The organism is Pseudomonas sp. 50_B (assembly GCF_017491625.1).
Classification (GTDB): domain Bacteria; phylum Pseudomonadota; class Gammaproteobacteria; order Pseudomonadales; family Pseudomonadaceae; genus Aquipseudomonas; species Aquipseudomonas danubii.
Genome location: NZ_JAFGYX010000001.1, coordinates 59,584 through 76,876 on the forward strand (window position 1 = coordinate 59,584; position 17,293 = coordinate 76,876).

Sequence of the window (17,293 nt, forward strand, 5' to 3'; positions counted from 1 at the left end):
AGGGCACCACCTTCTGGCGCCTTCGCGAGCAGGCTCGCTCCTACAACACAGCTGTTCATTTCACTTCCGGTGGCGTGACGAAGGTGTGGTACGGCGCCGGCGATGGAATGCTCCACTCCAGCCCTTCGGCCCCTTCCCACGGCTTGGCCGGGGCCGGTTTGCCACCGCGAATGCACTTGATGACGATGAACAGGAAGAAGATCTGCGTCGCGCCGAAGGTGAAGGCACCGATAGAGGACACCATGTTGAAGTCGGCGAACTGCAGGTTGTAGTCCGGAATCCGCCGCGGCATGCCCGCCAGACCCACGAAGTGCATAGGGAAGAACGCCAGGTTCATGCCGACGAAGGACAGCCAGAAGTGCAGCTTGCCCAGGGTTTCGTCGTACATGTACCCGGTCCACTTGGGCAACCAGTAATAGGCCGAGGCGAAGATCCCGAAGATCGCCCCCGGCACCAGCACGTAGTGGAAGTGCGCCACCACGAAGTAGGTGTCCTGGTACTGGAAGTCCGCCGGGGCGATGGCCAGCATCAACCCGGAAAAGCCGCCAATGGTGAACAGAATGACAAAGGCCACGGCGAACAGCATCGGCGTCTCGAACGTCAGCGCGCCCTGCCACATGGTGCTCACCCAGTTGAACACCTTGACCCCGGTGGGCACGGCAATCAGCAGGGTGGCGTACATGAAGAACAGTTCGCCCACCAGCGGGATGCCCACCACGAACATGTGGTGCGCCCAGACGATGAACGACAGGAAGGCAATGGCTCCGGTGGCATAGACCATCGAGGTGTAGCCGAACAGCGGCTTGCGGCTGAAAGTGGGGATGATCGAGCTGACGGCGCCGAAGGCCGGCAGGATCATGATGTACACCTCGGGATGGCCGAAGAACCAGAACACGTGCTGGAACAAGACCGGGTCGCCGCCGCCGGCGGCACTGAAGAAGCTGGTGCCGAAGTGGATGTCCATCAGCATCATGGTCACGCAGCCGGCCAGCACCGGCATCACTGCGATCAGCAGAAAGGCAGTGATCAGCCAGGTCCAGACGAACAGCGGCATCTTCATCAGGGTCATGCCCGGGGCACGCAGGTTGAGGATGGTGGCGATCACGTTGATCGCCCCCATGATCGAACTGATACCCATCAGGTGGATGGCGAAAATGAAGAAGGTCACGCTTTCCGGGGCGTAGGTGGTGGACAGCGGGGCGTAGAAGGTCCAGCCGAAGTTGGGCCCGCCGCCGGGCATGAATAACGTCGAAACCAGCATCAGGAAGGCCGCCGGCAACAGCCAGAAGCTGAAGTTGTTCATCCGCGGCAGGGCCATGTCCGGGGCGCCGATCATCAGCGGAATCATCCAGTTGGCCAGGCCGACGAAAGCCGGCATCACCGCGCCGAAGACCATCACCAGGCCATGCATGGTGGTCATCTGGTTGAAGAACGCCGGCTCGACGATCTGCAGCCCGGGCTGGAACAGCTCGGCGCGGATCACCATGGCGAACGAGCCGCCGAGGAGGAACATGCTGAAGCTGAACCACAGGTACAGGGTGCCGATATCCTTGTGGTTGGTGGTCAGAACCCAGCGCATCAGGCCCTTGGCGGGACCATGGGCGTGGTCATCATGGCCGGCGTGGCCGTGGTCATCGATCACTGCACTCATGCCCTGTCTCCTGCAAACGGGTGGGCTGGACGCTCAGGGACACTGCACCCCGAGCGGTTGCGGAAATACCCAATAAGCCGGCTCATTTGCTTTCCGCCTGTTTCAGCGCCAGCACTTCTTTTGGCGTGACCATGTCGCCCTTGTTGTTGCCCCAGGCGTTGCGCTCGTAGGTCACCACCGCAGCGATGTCGACTTCCGACAACTGCTTGCCGAAGGCCGCCATGGCAGTCCCCGGTTTGCCGTGAAGGACGATATTCAAGTGATCGCCCTTGGGCCCGGTGGCGATCTTCGAGCCCTTGAGGGCCGGGAACATCGGCGGCAGGCCCTGGCCTTCCGCCTGGTGACAGGCGACGCAAGCGGTGTGGTAGACCTTATCGCCACGGGCCACCAGCTCATCGAGGGTCCATTCCTTGCTGGTCAGCTCCTTGAGCTTGGCGGCCTCGGCCTTGCGCTCGCCCATCCAGGTGTCGTAGTCGGCCTGGCTCTTGACCTCGACCACGATCGGCATGAAGCCGTGGTCCTTGCCGCACAGCTCGGCGCACTGGCCACGGTAGATGCCGGGCTTGTCGACCCGGGTCCAGGCTTCGTTGACGAAGCCCGGGATGGCGTCACGCTTGACCGCAAAGGCCGGCACCCACCAGGAGTGGATCACGTCGGCGGCGGTCACCAGGAAGCGCACCTTGGCCCCCACCGGCAGCACCAGGGGCTGGTCGACTTCCAGCAGGTAGTGCTCGCCCTTGACGCTCTTGTTGTGGATCTGCTCGGCGGGGGTGGCCAGGTTGCTGAAAAACTCCACATCCTGGCCGAGGTATTTGTAGTGCCACTTCCATTGGTAGCCGGTGATCTGGATGTCCACATCCGGCTCGCTGGTGTCGTACATCTTGATCAGGGTCGCCGTCGCCGGGACGGCCATGGCCACCAGGATCAGGAAGGGGATGATGGTCCAGAGGATTTCCACGGTGGTGCTTTCGTGGAACCGGGCCGGGACCTGGCCCGTGGAGCGACGGTGAACGATCATTGACCAGAACATCGCGCCGAAGACGATGACGCCGATCACCACACAGATCCAGAAGATGGTCATGTGCAGGTCGAATACCGCGTGGCTTATCTCGGTAGCCCCAGGCGTCATATTCACCGTCCAGGCGGCTTGCGCCTGGCTGAATATCGACAACAACAGGAGGCCCATCCAGACATGTGGATGTCGCATCATTGCGGGTTCCCCTTATCGTTCTTGTTATCCCGCCGGCTTAACACCTGCGGCAAGGGAGCGGCTGCCTAGACTACGAACTTAAACCGGCCGGGCCTCGCTGCATCTGCAGTCGGGCATCATCAGCTAACTTCACACAATGGCGAGTATAGACAGCGACTCTGACCTCGCAACGCGAGGGCGTAAATCAGCTGAAACACTGGAAAGCAGGTTTGCAGGCCACGGCACAAAAGGGGTCGAGTGCCCGGGATGGCAGAGCGATATAACCCCACCGTCTAAGCATGAAATAATTATGACAAATGCGTCTTAAGCATTTTCGTAAGCAGGCTAACTTATGTGCTCCCTATTCATGTCCTTGTCCCTGGAGTTTTCATGAACACCGCCGCATTGCGCGAGCAGATCCAACTGGCCCGGCAACACGAAGCCAGCACAGGCCTTCTGACCCGTCAGTTGGAAACGCAACTGCCTCACCTGCACCCCGCCATCCAGCTGCCCGAAGTCGACGCCAAGGACGTCATGACCCGTTTCGTCAGCGCCTACATCGACCAGGTTCCAGACCTGCTGGACGCCGCCAATGCGGTGGCCCGTGAAGCCGGAATCGAATCGCAGATCAAGCCGGTACTGAAGATCGCCGAGCAATTCTTCCTCCAGCCGCCGGCCATCATGGACGGCCACGTCGGCCTCGACAGCCTGCTGGACGAAGCCTACCTGGCCCTACGCCTGGTGGAAGAAGTCAACGACCTGTACATCAAGCACTTCGGCCGTCCACTGATCCCCCTGGACATGACGGTCGCCAACCTCATCGCCCACCAACTGATCGGCGAAACCTTCGCCAACCAACTGGACGAAGCGGTGCACCACGCGGTCGACGCCATGCTCAACGAAGAAAGCTTCGCCCTGGAATCCGTGGAAGCCTACCGCGACACACTCAATAGCCCGGACACCGAGGCCGCGTGGAAGCGCTGGCCCTGCCTGTCGCGCCAGCTGGGCGTGGAGCTAGAGCTCGACCAGCCCGCCGCCTGAACCCACTCCTCGCCAGCAAGGCTCGCAACGAGCCTTGTGGCGAAGGGGCAGCCCATTCCCTGCCATCAACTTCTTGCTGACGCCACTCCAATCCCACCACCACTGCTCAAGCGTCCTTCCAGGCGTCGCTTCAAGCCCCGCGCCTCAATCATCAACCGCGAACCCTTGGCCTGATTGGCCCGAGTCCATTCCTCCAGCAGCTCCAGGCAGGCGTGATCGATGTATCTGAGGTGGTTGAGAGGCACATGCACCGTTGTCGCCGGTGGAATGCTCGCCAGAACCCGAGTCAGGGCCGGCACTTTGAGAAAGGTCGCGGCCCCCATCAGTCGCAGCTCCATCTCGCCAGCGGCTGGAAGGTCGATCAGGCTGATCTTCAAGCGCGAGGCCTTGAACGCCAGCTTGGCCAGCGTCAGGGCAAAACCTATCAGCACACCGGTCAGCAGATCGCTGAAGACAATCGCCAGGGCCGTCACCGCGTAGGTCAACATCGGCATCCGCCCGTAGCGCCCCAGGCCGCGAAACACCTTGAGGTCCACCAGCTTGAAGCCGGTGTAGACCAGCACCCCGGCCAGGCTCGCCACTGGAATGCTCTGCAGCACGCTGGACAGCAGCAACACGAAACCCAGCAGCCACAGACCATGGAAGATCGTCGAGAAACGGGTCTGGGCCCCGGCCTGGACGTTGGCCGAACTGCGCACGATGACCCCGGTCATCGGCAAGGCCCCAAGCAGGCCGCAGAGCATATTGCCCACGCCCTGGGCCGACAGTTCACGGTCGAAGTCCGAACGCACGCCGCTGTGCATGCGATCCACTGCAGCGGCAGACAGCAAGGTCTCGGCGCTGGCAATGAAAGCCACGGCGAAGGCCGCGATCAACAGGTTGGGGTCCGCCAGATTGAGCAGGTCGGCGGGGCGCAGCCAGTCGATGGCCTCACTCAGGTTGGCCGGCACCTCGACCCGCTTCACCTCCAGGGCCAGGACCAGGCTGGCCAGGGTCGCCAGGCCCACCCCCAGCAAAGCCCCCGGAATGAAGCGCAGCGATTGTGGCCGCCACTTGTCCCACCCCCACATCAGCGCGATGGTCGACAACCCCAGCAAGCCCGCCTGCCAACCCAGGCTCGGCAAGGCCTGGGCCAGCGCCTGAGGGAAACCGACAAGGTTAGCCAGCCCCGAGGCCTGGGGCGCGGCATCAAGCATCACATGCACCTGGGACAGCACGATCAACACACCTATGCCCGCCAGCATGCCGTAGACCACCGCCGGCGCCGTGACCCGGAACCAGCACCCCAGGCGCAGACGCCCGGCCAGCAATTGCAGCAGCCCGGCCAACAGCAGGATCGGCCCGAGCATGGCCACACCGTGCTGGCGCACCAGTTCGAACACCAGCACCGCCAGCCCGGCAGCCGGACCGCTGACCTGCAAGGGCGAGCCCGCCAGCCAGCCCACCACCAGCCCGCCGATGATCCCGGTGATCAGGCCCTTGGCTGGCGGCAGGCCCGAGGCAATGGCGATCCCCATGCACAGGGGCAGGGCCACCAGAAACACCACCACCGAAGCCAGCAGCTCCCGTGGCAGGACACTTTTCAACTGTGCTGCACGCATGACAGTTCTCCTGACTTTTGTTCAGGCGTGGCAAAGCCGGACCGCCAAACGGCGGCCCTGGCTACAACCACTCAGGTGTATTTAGGCGGGATTAGAAGCGCGCTTTGGGCGTCGCCACGGGGATCGGATGAGTGCCATCGAGCGGCAGGAAACAGCCCTTGTCCGCGTCGTAGGCCTTGATCGAACTGGTCTCGATGTCGTAGACCCAGCCATGGATGAACAATTGGCCGTTGGCCATGCGCGAAGCCACCGAAGGGTGGGTGCGCAGATGCTGCAACTGGGCGATGACGTTCTCCTCGGTCAGCACATGCATGCTGGAGGATTCATCGGCGCAATCGCAGTTCTCGTGGACCATGGTCCGCGCCACTTCGGCGTGCCGCAGCCAGGCCTTGACCGTAGGCATTTTCTCCAGGCTTTGCGGATTGAGCACCGCCCGCATGGCGCCGCAGTCCGAGTGCCCGCAGACGATGATGTGGTGCACCCCAAGGGCCAGCACCGCGTATTCGATCGCCGTGGAAACACCCCCGTTCATCTGCCCATAGGGCGGCACCACGTTGCCCACGTTGCGGGTCACGAACAGGTCGCCGGGAGAGCTCTGGGTAATGAGTTCGGGAACGATGCGCGAATCCGCGCACGCAATGAACATCGCCCTTGGCCGCTGGGCGGTGGCGAGTTTCTTGAACAGCTCTTCCTGCTGCGGGAAGACTTCATGATGAAAATGCAAAAAGCCGTCAACGATATGCTGCAGCGCTGCATCGGCGGTTTCGGCAACCTCGGTGGGTGCGGGAGCCGACGCAGCCAACGGCTGTTTATCCTTGTCACTCATGATTCAGCCTCTCTGTCGGATTTGGTGAATTTTCCAGAATTATCCGGCACGACGCCAGTAATCGATTAAAAAATAACCGGGGCGCCGACCGCGACCCGTCGGTCACTTGATGGGCAAGGTAGCGCTAAAAACTTAACTCAAACTGAATGGAACGCTCTAGAACGCCACTATGGGCGATGTCAAAAGGTGACCAGCGGACCTCCGTCAGCAACATCCGCTAGGCAACCATAGGCCAATGCTTCTCACAGCAACGACATCTGCCCCCCCGGCGGACAGAAGGCCGAGCAATCAAGATCGAAGCCCGCGCGCCGATCGAGCCCCAGGCGCTTGAGCGCCTTGGCGAAACGCTGGGCCAACAGGTCGGCGAAGGGTCCCTCACCGCGCATGCGGCTGCCGAAACGGCTGTCGTAGAGCTCACCACCCCGGCTCTGGCGGATCAGGCTGAGCACATGGGCGGCCCGCTGCGGGTAATGCGCCGCCAGCCACTCCTCGAACAGCGGCGCCACCTCCAGGGGCAGGCGCAGCATCATGTAGGCCGCGCTCTGCGCACCGGCGGCATGGGCCTCGCCGAGCAGGCTTTCCAGCTCGCTGTCGTTGATCATCGGGATCATCGGCGAACACAGCACCCCCACCGGAACGCCCGCTTCACGCATCACCCGGATCGCCCGCAAACGCGCCTTGGGCGCCGCCGCGCGGGGTTCGAGAATGCGCTTCAACTCATCGTCCAGGGTGGTCAGGCTGATCATCACCGCCACCAGCCGCTGCCGGGCCAGCTCGACCAGCAGGTCCAGGTCCCTCAGGACCAGCGAGCCCTTGGTGACGATGGTCACCGGATGCCGATAGCGCAGCAGCACTTCCAGGGTGCGTCGGGTCAGTTGCTGCTCACGCTCGATGGGCTGGTAGGGGTCGGTATTGGACCCCAGGTTGATCGGGGCACAGCGATAGCCGGGCTTGGACAGTTGCTGCTCCAGCAGCGCGGCGGTGTTGCTCTTGGCGATCAGCTTGGTTTCAAAATCCAGCCCCGGGGACATATCCCAATAGGCATGACTGGGCCGCGCATAGCAATAAATGCAGCCGTGCTCACAGCCGCGATAGGGGTTGATCGAGCGATCGAAGGGCAGGTCAGGCGAGGTGTTGCGGGTAATGATGGATTTCGCCGTTTCAAAACGCACCTCGGTGCCCTGGGTCAGCGGCACTTCCTGGTACCAGCCGTCGTCCTCGGCCACCGAACGATTGGGCGCGAAACGATTGTGCGGATTGCTCGCGGTACCGCGACCACGGGGAGGCAGGGGGGTGAACATGGGAGCGCTCCATTACTGTATGCATACACAGTAATGGAGCCGGATTTATCTGACCAGCACCGCCGGACCGAAACCCACCCCCTGCAAGTGAACGCTCCCCAGCGCACACAGGCCGCACCTTCGCCGGCAAGCCGGCTCCTACAGGTTTGTGGCGTTGGGGTATAAGGCAGGCTCAAAGAACAGGAGCGCAAACATGCCCAGGACACCTGGCAGGCTGGAAAAGATCTTCTACGCAGCGGATGCCTACCTCCCCAGCTACGAACAAGGCGCCGACCTGATCATCGTCAGGGCGCCCGATGGCCAGCTCTGGGGCGTGGCCTGCGAATTCGAGCTGTGCACCCAGGACATCGAAAAGGCCGCGGTGAACAACCAGCAACCTTTCGATGAAGCGGACCCGAAGTTCGCCGCGGTGCGCTGGAGCGCCCACCACAATGGCATCGGCCTGCTCCCCGCAAGCTGGGAAGACCTGATGAACGCCGGACTGGCGGACTGCATCGCCGGCTATCAACTGGAAAGCCGCTTGGGCATCCAGCGCTTTACCCAGGACTGAACAGCCACCGCCGGACCGACGCCAGCAGCGGGCGCCGGCCTCGACGCTAGCGACCAGTGAACGGCCCCAAATCATCGTTGGACGTGCTCTGCAGGTCGCCATTGCGCAACGCCGCCACGTCCCCGGCCTTCACCGCCGACGCCTGGTTGCCCCAGCTGCCGCGGATGAAGTTGACCACATCGGCCACCTCCTGGTCCGACAGGCGCCAGGCGAAAGGCGGCATGGTGAAGGTCGACGGCGCGCTGTGGGTGGCCGGCAAGGTGCCGCCCTTGAGCACGATGTGAATCAGCGAGGTGGCATCCGCCGATTGCAGCACCGGATTGCCCGCCAGCGCCGGGAACACCCGGGTGTAGCCCTGGCCGTCGGTGCGATGGCAGGCTGCGCAGTTGTCGATGTACACCGCCGCACCGGGCTGGCTGTCGTCACCTTTCCACAGAGCCTCGGCCACCTGCTGGTCATACGAGTGCGGCTGATCCTTGGGATCATTGGCCGGCAGCGACTTGAGGTAGCGGGCAATCGCCGTCAGGTCGGCCTCGCTCATGTACTGCATGCTGTGCACCACCACATCGCTCATGCCGCCAAACACCGCGCTGCGATCGCTGCGGCCGGTCTTGAGGAACTGCACCAGTTGCTCTTCGCTCCAACTGCCCAGGCCATCCTTGTGGTCACCGCGCAGGCTCTTGGCGATCCAGCCCTCCAGCGGCGCACTGCCGGACAGGAAAGCACTGCCGTCGCTGGCGCTCAGGGCCTTCTCCTGCATGGTCAGGGCCCGGGGCGTGTGGCAGGCACCACAGTGGCCCAGGCCCTCCACCAGATAGGCACCGCGGCTGATCACCGGATCGCTGCCGGTCGCGAGCGCCGGGGTCTCCACGCTCGGGGCGAACAACCAGCGCCAGATCGACAGCGGCCAGCGCATGCTCAGGGGCCAGGGAATGTCGCTGTCCTGGTTGTCCCTGGCCACCGGCGCCACGCCCTTCATGAAGTAGGCGTAGAGCGCCTGCATGTCGGCGTCGCTGACCCGGGCATAGGACGGGAAGGGCATGGCCGGGTACAGGGTACTGCCGCCCTTGGCCACGCCATGGCGCACGGCCTGGTCGAAGTCCTCGAAGCTGTAGTCGCCGATGCCGGTCTTGTCCGGGGTGATGTTGGTGGAATAGATCACCCCGATGGGGGTTTCCATCGCTAGCCCGCCGGCGAACGGCTGGCCGTCCTTGGCGGTGTGGCAGGCCACGCAGTCACCGGCACGGGCCAGGTACTCGCCCTGCTGCACCAGGGCCTGCTGATCCGCTTCGGCGGCGCTGACCGAGGCGCTGCCCAGCAGCGCCAGGGTGGCGATAACGAGTGCTTTCATGGTCATCGCTCCTTATGCCTGCACCAGCGGGCCGGGGTTTTTCAGGTACTGCTCGCGGATCGCCCGGGCCGACCAGTAGGTCAACGCCGCCACCAGGCCGGTGGGGTTGTAGCCCAGGCCTTGAGGGAAGGCCGAAGCCCCGGGAACGAAGACGTTGTGCACGTCCCAGCTCTGCAAGTAGCGGTTCAGGGCACTGGTCTTGGGGTCGGTGCCCATGATCGCGCCACCGTTCAGGTGCGTGGTCTGGTAGGACGCGGTGTTGAAGTGCTCCCCTACCTGCTTGCCCAGCCGGGCAATGGCCTTGGGATTCATCGCCTCGGCGATCTTGCCCATCTTCTCGACCATGAAGCGGTTCATCTTGATGTCGTTTTCCTGCCAGTCGAAGGTCATCCGCAGCAGCGGCAAGCCGTAGGCATCGCGGTACACCGGGTCCAGATCCAGGTAGTTGCCACGGTAGGACTGATGCGCGCCGTGGGCGTCCATGGATACCTGGTGGGTGTAGTAATCGGCAGTGGCCTTCTTCCAGGCGCTGCCCCAAGTCGGGGTGCCCGGTGGGTTCGAGGTGCCGGCAATCGGCCGGCTGCCGGCCTGGTTGACCCACATCGGCGAGCCGCCGACGAAACCGTGCGGGCCGTGGTCGAAGTTATCGGCGTTGAAGTCGTCCACCGCCACACCGTTGCCGCCAGCGCCGATGAAGTTGTTGGTGTGCACGTCCTTGTCGAAGTAGGCCTTGATGGTGGCCATGTTCTGGTAGGCGAAGTTCCTGCCCACCACGCCTTCGCCGCTGATCGGGTCGTAGGGCTTGCCGATGCCCGACAGCAGCATCAGGCGCACGTTGTGCAGCTGGAAGGCGCCGAGGATCACCAGGTCCGCCGGCTGCTCGATCTCCCGGCCCTGGCCATCGACATAGGTGACGCCGGTGGCGCGGGTCTTGCTGCTGTCGAGGTTGACCTTGAGCACGTGGGAATTGGGGCGCAACTCGAAATTCGGCAACGGCTTGAGGGCCGGCAAAATGTTCACGTTGGGCGAGGCCTTGGAATACATGTAGCAGACGTAGCCGCTGCAGAAGCCGCAGAAATTGCACGGGCCCATTTGCGCGCCATAAGGGTTGGTGTAAGGCCCTGAGGTATTGGCCGACGGCAGGTTGTAGGGCTTGTAGCCCACTTCATGGGCGGCTTTCTGGAACAGCTGTGCGGAATAGGTGTTTTTCTGCGACTCCAGGGGGAAGTGGTCCGAGCGATCCGGTGCATAAGGGTTGCCGCCCTTGCCGTCGCCCACCAACTGGCCCTTCACGGTCCAGGCCTGGCCGGAGGTGCCGAAGACCTTTTCCGCGAAGTCGAAGAACGGCTCCAGCTCTTCGTAGCTGACGCCGAAGTCCTGGATGGTCATGTCCTTGGGGATGAAATGCTTGCCGTAGCGCTCTTCGTAATGACTGCGCATGCGCAGTTCGATGGGGTCGACGCGAAAGTGCACGCCAGACCAGTGCAGGCCGGCGCCGCCCACGCCGTTGCCCGGCAGGAAGGCGCCCAGTTGCCGGTTGGGCAAGGCCACGTCGTTGACGCTGTGGCGAATGGTCACCGTTTCTTTGGAAATGTCCTGGAAGAGTTTCTTGCGCACGCTGTAGGTGAGCTCGTCGATCACCTGGGGATAACTGCCGTCAGGGTAGGTGTCCTGCATTGGCCCGCGCTCCAGCGCCAGCACGCTGAGCCCGGCTTCGGTCAGCTCCTTGGCCATGATCGCGCCGGTCCAGCCGAAACCGACGATCACTGCGTCGACCTTCTTCATCACTGTTGCCATGCTCAAGCCCTCTGGCCGCGAATCGATACTGCCGGGAAGGGGTATTGCTCGTTGCGCTCCACCCAATCCATGAAATCGGCGCGTGCGCCGGGAAAGCCGATCAGGGTCCAGCCCACCAGGCCTTGGTTGCCACCGTGGATCGGATCGCTGAAGAAGCCTTCCTTGGTGTTTTGCAGCAGCAGATTGAAGAAAAGCTTGGCCGGGAGCGCCTCGAACTGCGGGGTTCCGGCCTCCAGCTGCTTGAGCAAAGCGTCTCGGGTAGCGCTGTCTTGCGCAGCAAAAACTTGACCTTTGAGGTCTTTGCACCATGCATCCACAGCGGCAATGCCCAGGCGATAGATGTCCTTGGGCACCAGCTTGCTCTGCCAACCCATCTCCGGTGCGGCGTCGGCCTTGAACGGACCTTGCATGTACCACAGGGCGCCGGCGGCGTAGGGGGTGTTCATTTGGCGGTCGATGTACTCCGGCACCCCGGCTTCCAGGGCACCTGGCCCCATTTCGTCCGCCGGGATCAGGCGCTCTACCGCCGCCTTGATGAAGGCCCACTCTTCGGCGCTGAAGTAACTGGGCTCATAGTTCTGGCTGCCGCTGGGCAGCTTGCTCGGCGCCGCCGGCCTGGCAGGGGCGGCCGTCTCGGGCGCGGCCGCCAGCATGGAACTGCCCAGGCCGGTACTGGCGACAGTGACCACAGGGATCAAGGTCAAGGATTTACGCAAAAACTCACGCCGCGGGTTGTCTCGATCTTGATCAGACATGGGTGCACCTCATCAGGCATTGATGGAAAGGTCAGCCGCGTCATGGCGCGACTTTGTGTTTTGGCAACGCAGAAGGCCGGGCAAGACCCGGTTTTTATGAGCACATCAGCAAAATTTGGTTACAAATGGTAGCAGGCTAAGCATTTGGATGAACCGTTTCAGGCGAAAAAAAGATCAGAAGCGGCGGAAAATTACGTATCAGCTTCACGTTTCTCTGACAGTTGGCTCACGGGGCTTTGCTGGCCAATGGCGGCTGCAGCACCCGTGTGTTCGCCACCTGTTCGGTGAAAAGCTGGTTCGAAACGGTGGGGGTCAGGGGGCCGCGTAGGAGCGAGCTGGCTCGCCAAAGCCCACGGGGCGAAGGAAGGATGGCGAATCGTTTCGCCGGCAAGCCGGCTCCTAACAGGGAGCCGGCTTTGTCTGGCGTGGTCAGTCGGTTTTTTTCTTCAACTTGGGGTTGGGGAAGAACTGCACCGATTGCACCTTGGTGTCAGCCACCTTGGGCGTCGCGCTGTTGACCCGGGTCCCGAGTTCCTTGGGCACCGACAGGCCCTGCTCGTTGAGGGTGTCGGAGTAGCCACAGGCCACGCACTCGCGATGGGGTACGTCGTCCTCACTCCACATCATCAGCTTGTCCTGCTCACTGCACGCCGGGCACACCGCGCCGGCGATAAAGCGTTTCTTGGTCTTCACGGGTGCGTCACTCATGCTGCCGCGTCCTCGCTGAGGCCGCTGTGGCGCAAGAGTGCGTCAATCGACGGCGCCCGTCCGCGGAAATCGACAAACAGCACCATCGGCTCCTGGGAGCCGCCACGGGCCAGAATCGCCTCGCGGAACGCCCGCCCGGTGGCCGGGTTGAGCACGCCGTCTTCCTCGAATTTGGAGAAGGCATCGGCCGACAGCACTTCCGCCCACTTGTAGCTGTAGTAGCCCGCGGCATAACCGCCGGCAAAGATGTGGGCGAAGCTGTTGGGGAAACGGTTGTAGGCCGGCGGACGCATCACCGAGACCTCGTCACGCACGGTTTCCAGCACTTGCAGCACGCTGCGGCCATCGCCGTGGGTGGCATGCAGTTCGAAGTCGAACAGCGAGAATTCCAGCTGGCGCACCATCATCAGCCCGGACTGGAAGTTCTTCGCCGCCAGCATCTTCTGCAGCAGGTCCTGGGGCAGCGGCTCGCCGGTTTCATAGTGACCGGAGATCAGCGCCAGGCCTTCCGGCTCCCAGCACCAGTTCTCCATGAACTGGCTCGGCAGCTCCACCGCGTCCCAGGCCACGCCGTTGATACCGGAGACCCCGGCATGCTCGACCCGGGTCAGCAGGTGGTGCAGGCCATGGCCGAACTCGTGGAACAGGGTGGTGACTTCGTCGTGGGTCAGGAGTGCAGGCTTGCCGCTGTCGGCCGGGGTGAAGTTGCACACCAGGTTGGCCACCGGGCTCTGCAACACACCGTCAACGGTGCGGCGACGGTCGCGGGCACCGTCCATCCAGGCACCGCCACGCTTGTTGGAGCGGGCGTAGAGGTCGAAGAAGAAACGGCCGACGTGCTGACCGTTTTCCTTGATTTCGAACAGGCGCACGTCCGGGTGCCAGCTGTCGAAGCCCTGCTGCTCGGCAATCTCGATGCCGTACAGGCGCTGGACAATGGCGAACAGGCCGCCAAGTACCTTGTCGATGGGGAAGTAGGCGCGCAGGGCTTCCTGGGACACGCTGTAACGCTGCTCACGCAGCTTCTCTCCATAGAAACCGCTGTCCCAGCTTTGCAGGTCGGGGCAGCCCTGTTCGGCGGCATAGGCCTTGAGCTGTTCCAGGTCCTGAGCGGCAAAGGGTTTGCTGCGCTTGGCCAGGTCCCGCAGGAAGCTCAGCACCTGATCGCTGGACTCGGCCATCTTGGTGGCCAGGCTCAGCTCGGAAAAGCAGGCAAAGCCCAGGAGCTTGGCCAGTTCCTGACGCAGGTCGAGGATCTCTTCCATCACCGGGCCGTTGTCGTGCTGACCGGCATTAGGGCCTTGGTCCGACGCCCGGGTGCAGTAGGCGGCATAGACCTCTTCACGCAGGGCACGGTCCTGGGCGTAGGTCATCACCGCGTAGTAGCTGGGGAATTCCAGGGTGATCAGCCAGCCGTCCAGGCCTTTGGCCTGGGCCGCGGCGGCCATCTGCGCCTTGGCCGAGTCGGTCAGGCCGGCCAGGGCCGCTTCGTCGGTAATGTGCTTGGTCCAGGCCTGGGTGGCGTCCAGCAACTGGTTGGAGAAACGGCTGGCCAGCTCCGAGAGCCGGCTTTGTACCTCTGCGTAGCGCTGTTGCTGCTCGGGCGGCAGGTCGATGCCCGACAGGCGGAAGTCCCGCAGGGAGTGTTCAAGGATGGTTTTCTGCGCCACGTCGAAACCGGCGGCTTCGGGGCTCTTGGCCAGGGCGTCGAAAGCCTGGAACAGCTCGCGGTTCTGGCCCATTTCCGTGGAGTAGGCGCTCAAGGCCGGCAGGCAGGCCTCGTAGGCTTCACGCAGTTCGGCGCTGTTGCACACCGCGTTGAGGTGGCTGACCGGGCTCCAGGCCGCGCTCAGGCGGTCATTGAGCTCGTCCATGGCCAATACCAGCCCGGCCCAGGTGGGCTGGGTGGCTTGGGTCTTGAGGATTTCAGCGATGGCGGCGCGGTTGTCAGCCAGGATCTGTTCGATGGCCGGTTGCACATGCTCGGCGCGGATCGCCGAGAACGGCGGCAGGTCGTAGGGCTGCAGAAGAGGGTTGTTCACACTCACGGTGGGCACCTTGGCTGGAAGAAACATGCAGGGAAACGTAGCACCATCTTAATTACAATGAGCGGCCACCGCAGCTATAGCCCCCATTAATAAATCTCAGAGAGGCATTCGCACTTGGCCATTCGCAGCTATCAGAACCACACCCCGAGCCTGGGCGAACGGGCCTTTGTCGACCACTCGGCCGTGGTCATCGGCGACGTCGAGATCGGCGCCGACAGCTCGGTCTGGCCCCTGACGGTAATCCGCGGCGACATGCACCGCATCCGCATCGGCGCGCGCACCAGCGTGCAGGACGCCAGCGTGCTGCACATCACCCACGCCGGCCCCTTCAACCCCGACGGCTTCCCGCTGCTGATCGGCGACGACGTGACCATCGCCCACAAGGTCATGCTCCACGGCTGCAGCATCGGCAACCGGGTGCTGATCGGCATGGGCAGCATCGTCATGGACGGCGCGGTGGTGGAAGACGAGGTGATCGTCGGCGCCGGCAGCCTGGTGCCACCGGGCAAGCGCCTGGAAAGCGGCTTTCTCTACGTCGGCAGCCCGGTGAAGCAGGCGCGCCCGCTGACCGACAAGGAGCGCGCCTTCTTCACCTACAGCGCCGCCAACTACGTGAAGCTCAAGGACCTGCACCTGGCCGAAGGCTACGACCGTCCCTGATCTGCTACTGACTGCCGAGGAATTGCCATGCATTACCAAACCGTCCTGTTCGACCTCGACGGCACCCTGACCGATCCCCGCGAAGGCATTACCCGCTCGATCCAGTTCGCCCTGGGCAAGCTGGGGATCGACGAGCCGGACCTGACCCGGCTGGAGCACTTCATCGGCCCGCCGCTGTTACAGGCTTTCATGCAGTTCTACGGTTTCGACGAAGCCCGGGCCTGGGAGGCGGTGAACTTCTATCGCGAACGCTTCAAGGTCACCGGCCTGTATGAGAACCGGGTCTTCGACGGGGTCGCGCCGCTGCTGGAAACACTCGGCGGGCAAGGGCGCCAGCTGTACATCGCCACCTCCAAGCCCTGGGTGTTTGCCCGGGAAATCGCCCGCCACTTCGACTTCGCCCGGCACTTCAAGGTGATCTACGGCAGCGAACTGGACGGTACCCGCACCGACAAAGTGGAGCTGATCGCCCATTTGCTGGAGCAGGAACAGCTGGACCCGGCCAGCACCCTGATGATCGGCGATCGCAAGCACGACCTGATCGGCGCCAAGCGCAATGGCCTGGACGCGGCGGCGGTGGGGTATGGATTCGGCAGCCGTGAGGAGCTGAGTGCCGAAGCTCCGGCCTATCACTTCGAGACGCTGGCCGAGTTGCATCAGGCGTTTTTGCGGCGTTAGAACCGCTGTTCGCCGGCAAGCCGGCGCCTACCGGTCAGGGGTGGGAGCCGGCTTGGTGGATAAGGCGCTCTGCAGCCTGAGCAAATCAGCCTTGCGCTGCTCGGCCGGCAGGCGCCCCAGTTTCTCCACTGCAAGGAAAAACGCCGGCCAGTCGCCATTGACCTCCTTGAACAGCGCGGCAAACGCCGGCACCCATTGGTCGTACAGACCGAAGGGCAGCAGCCGGGCGTTGTTCAACGGTGCGTTGATCCAGGCGTCATAGCGCTTGGAACCGGCCCACTCGCGGTCCCGCAGCTGCCGATAATCCCGGCGCAGCACTTCGAACTCCTGGGCCTTGCGCTGGCGCATCTGCTCGGCGGACAAGGGTTGGGCATACAACTGCTCCAGGCGTTTGCGAGCATCCAGCAACAGCTGGATGAACTGATCCCGTTGACGGACATCAGCGTTGTCCTGAGGCGGCAACCCACGATAGGCCCGCCACTGGCGGGTGCCTTCCTGCTCGACGAAAGTGGCGAAGGACTCATTGAACTCGGTGTCGTCCTTCACATAGAAGCGCTGGTGCGCCAGCTCGTGGAAGATCAGGGTCGCCAGACGCTCATCGCCCCAATGCATCATCGAACTGATGATCGGGTCATCGAACCAGCCCAGGGTCGAATAGGCCTCCACCCCGCCGATCGCCACGTCCATGCCTTTTTGCCGCTGCAGCGCCGCCTCGCCCCGGGCGGCGCCCTGGCTGTAGTAGCCGCGGTAGGCCACGCAACCGGCAATGGGGAAGCAATGGGTCTGCGGGCTCAGGGAAAACTCCGGGGTCGCGAACACGTTCCACACCACATAGGGCCGGCCGATGTCGACGTACAGCCGGTAGCTGTTGTTATCCGGCAGGTGCAGATGCTGGCTGGCAAAGGTACGGGCCCGTTGCGACTGGGCCAGATGGGCCCGCAGGGTCGGGTCGCGGGTGGGGTCGGCGACCACCTGGGCCACCGGCGTGCGAGCCCGCAACAGGTGCATCTGGCCGCTGGCCAACTGGCTGTAGTACGCAACGCTGCTGCAACCGTTGAGCAGCAAAAGCGTCAGGGCCGCAAACAAAAAGCGCAAAAGAGGATCAAGTAACCCATGGCTTGAACGCGGCCTATTCAA

15 protein-coding genes are annotated in these 17,293 nt (G+C 63.2%); 4 read left to right on the top strand and 11 right to left on the bottom strand.

Going from position 1 to position 17,293, the window contains the following annotated elements; translation table 11 throughout:
* Positions 1-55 precede the first annotated feature (55 nt).
* Positions 56-1,651 carry a cytochrome c oxidase subunit I gene (gene ctaD, locus J5M73_RS00290; protein WP_102862477.1) on the bottom strand — a complete coding sequence of 532 codons (1,596 nt, stop codon included), beginning with the start codon at positions 1,649-1,651 and terminating at the stop codon, positions 56-58.
* Positions 1,652-1,733: 82 nt separating this feature from the next.
* A complete protein-coding gene (gene coxB / locus J5M73_RS00295) occupies positions 1,734-2,861 on the bottom strand; it encodes a cytochrome c oxidase subunit II (RefSeq protein ID WP_102862476.1) in 1,128 nt (375 codons plus the stop codon).
* 369 nt (positions 2,862-3,230) lie between these two features.
* Between coxB and J5M73_RS00300 the strand changes: the two genes are divergently transcribed.
* A complete protein-coding gene (locus J5M73_RS00300; RefSeq protein WP_102862475.1) occupies positions 3,231-3,881 on the top strand; it encodes a hypothetical protein in 651 nt (216 codons plus the stop codon).
* A 65-nt stretch (positions 3,882-3,946) separates the two neighbouring features.
* Here the strand turns inward: J5M73_RS00300 and J5M73_RS00305 are convergent, their stop codons facing one another.
* The 3 genes from J5M73_RS00305 to J5M73_RS00315 all read right to left on the bottom strand — a co-directional run bounded on the left by J5M73_RS00305 (position 3,947) and on the right by J5M73_RS00315 (position 7,609).
* Positions 3,947-5,482 (bottom strand): SulP family inorganic anion transporter, encoded by a 1,536-nt coding sequence (locus J5M73_RS00305; protein WP_207814905.1) that lies wholly within the window; start codon positions 5,480-5,482, stop codon positions 3,947-3,949.
* Positions 5,483-5,573: 91 nt separating this feature from the next.
* Entirely contained in the window at positions 5,574-6,308 is a 735-nt protein-coding gene (locus J5M73_RS00310; protein WP_102862473.1) for a carbonic anhydrase, read from the bottom strand.
* Positions 6,309-6,550: 242 nt separating this feature from the next.
* Positions 6,551-7,609: a PA0069 family radical SAM protein gene (locus J5M73_RS00315; protein ID WP_102862472.1), complete on the bottom strand. Its 1,059-nt coding sequence runs from the start codon at positions 7,607-7,609 to the stop codon at positions 6,551-6,553.
* Positions 7,610-7,802: 193 nt separating this feature from the next.
* Between J5M73_RS00315 and J5M73_RS00320 the strand changes: the two genes are divergently transcribed.
* Entirely contained in the window at positions 7,803-8,159 is a 357-nt protein-coding gene (locus tag J5M73_RS00320; protein ID WP_102862471.1) for a hypothetical protein, read from the top strand.
* A 46-nt stretch (positions 8,160-8,205) separates the two neighbouring features.
* On the opposite strand, the gene J5M73_RS00325 is transcribed toward J5M73_RS00320, so the two are convergent.
* From J5M73_RS00325 to prlC, 5 genes are all read right to left on the bottom strand, one after another.
* Positions 8,206-9,510 carry a cytochrome c gene (locus tag J5M73_RS00325; protein WP_207814906.1) on the bottom strand — a complete coding sequence of 435 codons (1,305 nt, stop codon included), beginning with the start codon at positions 9,508-9,510 and terminating at the stop codon, positions 8,206-8,208.
* A gap of 12 nt (positions 9,511-9,522) precedes the next feature.
* The gene (locus tag J5M73_RS00330) at positions 9,523-11,307 is read right to left on the bottom strand and encodes a GMC family oxidoreductase (RefSeq protein WP_207814908.1); all 1,785 of its coding nucleotides are present in this window, start codon (positions 11,305-11,307) and stop codon (positions 9,523-9,525) included.
* Positions 11,308-11,309: 2 nt separating this feature from the next.
* Positions 11,310-12,062 (bottom strand): gluconate 2-dehydrogenase subunit 3 family protein, encoded by a 753-nt coding sequence (locus J5M73_RS00335; protein WP_207814910.1) that lies wholly within the window; start codon positions 12,060-12,062, stop codon positions 11,310-11,312.
* A gap of 429 nt (positions 12,063-12,491) precedes the next feature.
* Complete coding sequence (locus tag J5M73_RS00340) at positions 12,492-12,770, bottom strand: YheV family putative zinc ribbon protein (protein WP_047290196.1); 279 nt, start codon at positions 12,768-12,770, stop codon at positions 12,492-12,494.
* Positions 12,767-14,818, bottom strand: a complete 2,052-nt coding sequence (gene prlC / locus J5M73_RS00345) for an oligopeptidase A (RefSeq protein WP_347709940.1) — start codon at positions 14,816-14,818, stop codon at positions 12,767-12,769. Before prlC ends, J5M73_RS00340 begins: the two co-directional genes overlap by 4 nt.
* 114 nt (positions 14,819-14,932) lie before the next feature.
* Here prlC and J5M73_RS00350 point away from each other — a divergent pair, with 114 nt between their 5' ends.
* Together J5M73_RS00350 and J5M73_RS00355 are read left to right on the top strand one after the other, a co-directional pair.
* The gene (locus tag J5M73_RS00350) at positions 14,933-15,478 is read left to right on the top strand and encodes a gamma carbonic anhydrase family protein (RefSeq protein WP_207814914.1); all 546 of its coding nucleotides are present in this window, start codon (positions 14,933-14,935) and stop codon (positions 15,476-15,478) included.
* A 27-nt stretch (positions 15,479-15,505) separates the two neighbouring features.
* Entirely contained in the window at positions 15,506-16,156 is a 651-nt protein-coding gene (locus J5M73_RS00355; RefSeq protein ID WP_102862466.1) for an HAD family hydrolase, read from the top strand.
* Between the two features lie 27 nt (positions 16,157-16,183).
* Here J5M73_RS00355 and J5M73_RS00360 read toward each other — a convergent pair whose 3' ends face one another.
* Positions 16,184-17,293 (bottom strand): aminopeptidase, encoded by a 1,110-nt coding sequence (locus J5M73_RS00360; RefSeq protein ID WP_207814916.1) that lies wholly within the window; start codon positions 17,291-17,293, stop codon positions 16,184-16,186.